The sequence below is a fragment of the Palleronia aestuarii genome (assembly GCF_003253995.1).
Lineage (GTDB): Bacteria > Pseudomonadota > Alphaproteobacteria > Rhodobacterales > Rhodobacteraceae > Palleronia > Palleronia aestuarii.
On the sequence record NZ_QKZL01000020.1, the window covers coordinates 25,776 to 30,010 of the forward strand.

At 59.1% G+C, this 4,235-nt stretch carries 3 protein-coding genes and 1 pseudogene; 1 reads left to right on the forward strand and 3 read right to left on the reverse strand.

The features are described from left to right. Positions 1–258 precede the first annotated feature (258 nt). Both LX81_RS16625 and LX81_RS23350 read right to left on the reverse strand, forming a co-directional pair. Positions 259–1,501: pseudogene (locus LX81_RS16625) on the reverse strand (IS3 family transposase). 36 nt (positions 1,502–1,537) lie between these two features. Further along, entirely contained in the window at positions 1,538–1,888 is a 351-nt protein-coding gene (locus LX81_RS23350) for a molybdopterin-dependent oxidoreductase (RefSeq protein WP_373280291.1), read from the reverse strand. A 334-nt stretch (positions 1,889–2,222) separates the two neighbouring features. On the opposite strand from LX81_RS23350, the gene dld reads away from it, so the two are divergent. Further along, complete coding sequence (gene dld, locus LX81_RS16635) at positions 2,223–3,929, forward strand: D-lactate dehydrogenase (RefSeq protein WP_111538445.1); 1,707 nt, start codon at positions 2,223–2,225, stop codon at positions 3,927–3,929. Positions 3,930–3,988: 59 nt separating this feature from the next. Here the strand turns inward: dld and LX81_RS16640 are convergent. Continuing rightward, a partial coding sequence (locus tag LX81_RS16640) for an integrase core domain-containing protein (protein ID WP_146259459.1) occupies positions 3,989–4,235 on the reverse strand: 247 nt, incomplete at its 5' end.

Below are 4,235 nucleotides of genomic sequence, written 5' to 3' on the forward strand. Positions count from 1 at the left end.
ACGATCCTCGCCGCTTCAACGCAGCGTTATAGTCAAACCAGTTCGTCGTGCGGTAGCGGCTGTTGGCAGGCTTTGGCATGCCATCGATCTAACTATCAGGATTCCCGAGGTGAAACCTTCTCACCGATATATGCAACAAGGCCCATATACATGTTCACAATATTACATAATTATTACTCTAAGAATTTGTATTCCGGAGACGGGCACATTCTAAACTGGGTTTCGACATCTTGGTCTTGCCCCTGTTTCACCGGACACTCAGGCGGTTGCGGTTTGAGCGGCGATGAATTCGCGAGGCGAGCGCATTTTCAGCCCTGAGTGCGGGTGGTTTTCGTTGTAGTCGCGCTTCAGCGTCTTCACGAAGGCCTCCGATATTCCGTTGCTCTGCGGGCTCTGGATCGGCGTGAAGCAGGGTTTCAGGCCGAGCTGACGGGTGAAGATCTGCGTGTCTTTCGCGATGTAGGGTGAGCCGTTGTCGGACAGCATCTCGATGACCGAGGACGCGCGGTATGCGCCGAAGCGGCGTTCCACGGCCTCGAGCATGATGTCGCGGATGTCGGAGCCACTGATCCCGGCGTTGACCACGGCACGCCAAGCAATGATCTCGCGGTCGTGGGCGTCGATGATGAAGGCGCCGCGGACGATGTCGCCGTTCCAACAGGTATACTCGAACCCGTCCGAGCAGTGAGCCGGTGAGGCGCCACTGGTTCGAGCCCACCGGCGAACGCAGGTTCGAACGCACGACGATGACCTTGCCGTCGTGGACATGCTCGGGACGCTCCGTGTATTTCCGTGCGAACAGCAGGTTGTGGGCCTTCATGATGCGACAGACCCGCTTGTGATTGACCGGCGCCAAGTCCCGAGCTCGAAGCTGCCGGTTCAGGAGCGCGTCGCCAGTGGTCGCTCGGACCAGTGGCGCAACCACTGGCAACTCCGCCGGTAGCCGTAGGTCGGACGCGCTGCCACCAGCGCCGTGATCATTGGCACCACCGCCGCGTCTTGCGCTTTATGGTAGCGCCGCCGCGGCTTTGTCTCCCCCTTCGACCGGTCGATCAGGTTGGAACGGGCGACACCCAGAGTTTAGGCCACGACCTTAACCGGAAATCGTCCTTCAGCGGCGACCGCGCGAGCAAGGTCAGTTTTTTTGAGCGTGACTTGTCCAGAGCCTCGCGCAGGATTTCGGCCTCCAGCGTCTTGCGGCCGAGCTGGCGTTCGAGTTCGCGGATGCGGTCCTCCATCTGGCGGACGACCTGTCTCGCAGGCTCGACCTGGTGACGTCATCATCCTCGGACACGGCGACACTTCCCCCTTCGAGCATGAGCCGGCGCCAACGATACAGCAGGTTCGGTGCTGCGCTATTGCGGCGCGCAACCACCGAGATGCTGGCACGGTCGTCCAGCGTCTCTTCCACGATCCGCAGCTTCTCAGCCGCGGTCCAGCGGCGCCGACGGCCGCCATCGGTGATAATTTCTATCTCAGACATAAGCACGTGCTCAGGCATATGCCCAAGCCTCCATGGTTATGCCTGAGTGTCCGGTCAAAACGGGGGCCAGTTCACATCTCTTCTATCCTCCTGAGAAGCAGGAAATTGAAAGATGGCCCACACGAAGCCGAATTTTCGCGAACGGCGTACGACAGAGGACATGCGGAATGCGAAAGTGCCAGTAATCCGGATCGCGCCCGAGGGAAAGGTAATGACCGACTTCGCCTCCATCTCCATGGAAAATTGCCGGGCGCTGCCGTCGGGCATGAGGTCGGTGTATTTCGACGTCTCCTCCCGGGTCATGAACGGCTGGTCGCTCACTTCGAGACGCCGCAGCCACTTGATGTGCGTGTTCCCTTCAAATCTAGGCAACAGCAGCCGCAGCGGATAGCCCGAAGTTGTCACGGTTGGCCCCTTGTCCGGCCACCCGAAGTGACTGACAATCTCGCCGGGACTGAACATCTAAGCCGGACTGGCTTCGACAAATGCACCTTGACGCGCGTCAGCTACTAGGGAGCGCAAGCGCCGCAGCGTACGCCAGACCTCTGCCGTTGAGGACTATTCCACCGGTCAGATGACCAATTTTGCTCCGGGATTGACAATCGGCCTCGTCCTTGGCCGATTACTGATGTGACGCCCGACAACTTTAAATCTGCGCCGTTCGGGCGGATGATTTCGAACAGTCCGATATCCGAACGGTAGCCTCGCATGGAAGATCCATGCGAACGAGGAAGAGCGAATGACAATGACGCTTCTCAACAGCCTGGAACGGATCCTTGGCAAACGGCACCTCCACGTAGGTGATCGAGCCACGCGGCTCTACCGAAAAGGATATCGCTACGGGGACGGAGAGGTTCTTTGCGTGGCACGCCCCGGCACGCTACTCGAGCAGTGGCGTGTTATGGAAGCCTGCGTCGCCGCAGACGTTGTGATGATTTTTCAGGCTGCGAATACGGGCCTGACCGGCGGCTCAACACCATTCGGAGAAGGGTACGACCGCCCAATCGTCATCATCAACACGATGCGTAACGATCGCATCGACATCATTGACGACGGCCGTCAGGTCATTTGCATGCCGGGAGCGCGTCTGGATAGCTTAGAGCGCGTGCTCAAACCTCTCGGACGCGAGCCCCATTCGGTGATCGGCTCGACCTGTATCGGCGCATCTGTCACCGGAGGAGTTTGCAACAATTCCGGCGGCTCGCTGGTCCAGCGCGGTCCCTCCTATACCCAGCTTTCCCTGTTCGCTCAGGTTGACGGGACCGGGCGCCTCCATCTCGTGAACCACCTGGGCGTCGAACTCGGCGAGGAGCCGGAAGAAATCCTGCGCCGGCTGGATACAAAGGATTACGGCGCGCACGACATTCAATCGAGCGCCAATGCCTGGGCCTCCGACCGGGAATACCATCAGCACGTCCGGGACATCGACTCCGATAAGCCCGCGCGCTTCAATGCCGATCCGCGCCGTCTCTACGAGGCTTCGGGCTCCGCCGGAAAGATCGGAATCTTCGCGACACGGCTCGACACCTTCGTTGCGGATGAAGAAGAGCAGGTGTTCTACATCGGCAGCCAGTCTCCCGGCGAACTCGAAGAGATCCGGCGCAATATCCTCTCGACTTTCGAGCATCTGCCGATCGCCGGCGAATACATGCATCAGGACGCCTATCGGATCTGCCAGAGCTACGGGAAAGACCTCTTCTTGTTCATCAAGGCGTTCGGCACAACCCGCGTACCGATGGCATTCGCGATGAAAAGTCGGGTGGACGGTCTGTGCGAACGGCTTGGACTGTGCTCGGCGATTAGCGACCGCATCCTTCAAGGCGTAGCATCGCTTTTCCCGGACCACCTGCCGAAACGGCTGAATGAATATCGCGACCGGTTCACACATCATCTGATGCTGCGCACAGGCGGACCGTGCATCGCGGAAATGAGGGCTTATCTTGGAAGCCACTTTCCCTCCGAGACCGGCTCGTTCATCGAATGCACACCGGACGAGGGGAACGCGGCCTTCCTCAATCGCTTCGCATCCGGGGGTGCAGTGGTTCGCTATCGAGCCGTTAATACACGCACTTGCGAAGGGATCGTCCCGCTTGATGTGGCACTGCCGCGTAACCTGACCGACTGGTTCGAGACGCTACCGCCTGAAATCGAGAGCAAGATCGTGAAAAAAGTTTATGTAGGCCACTTTCTATGCCACGTTATTCATCAGGAGTATCTCATTAAAAAGGGAGAGGATCTTGAAGCGATCGAACGCGAAATCCTGAAGTTGCTGACGGCGAGAGGTGCCGAATATCCGGCTGAACACAATGTCGGCCACCTCTACGAAGCCAAGCCTGCCCTTGAGGCATTTTACCGTGAGCTTGATCCCACCAATCGGTTCAACCCCGGCATTGGCAAGACTTCGAAACAGCGAGACTGGTCCTGTGCAAAAATGCCTCGGCTCTAATTACGCGGACTTCGGAGTTTCGGAACATCTTGGGAAGAGGCTGACCTGCCACGGGACACTCATCCAGTAGCGACCGGAGCCCGGTTGTTGTTTACGCCGTTCGGCGCAGGGTTAGCAATCGCCCGACGCGCGGAGCTTTCATCTCGCGCAGCGGGGCGGGCGATTGCGGTGGTCAGGGCTTGCGCGTAGTCAGCCGGGGTCTGGTAGTCCAAAGCCGAATGCGGGCGCTCGGTGTTGTAGTCGGCAGCCCAGGCCGCAATGACGGCACGGGCGTGAGCCAGGTTCCGGAACATGGTCTCATTGAGC

Bases quoted from the DNA above. Each gene is read 5' to 3' on its own strand.
- dld (WP_111538445.1), top strand. From the start codon at position 2,223: ATGACAATGACGCTTCTCAACAGCCTGGAACGGATCCTTGGCAAACGG.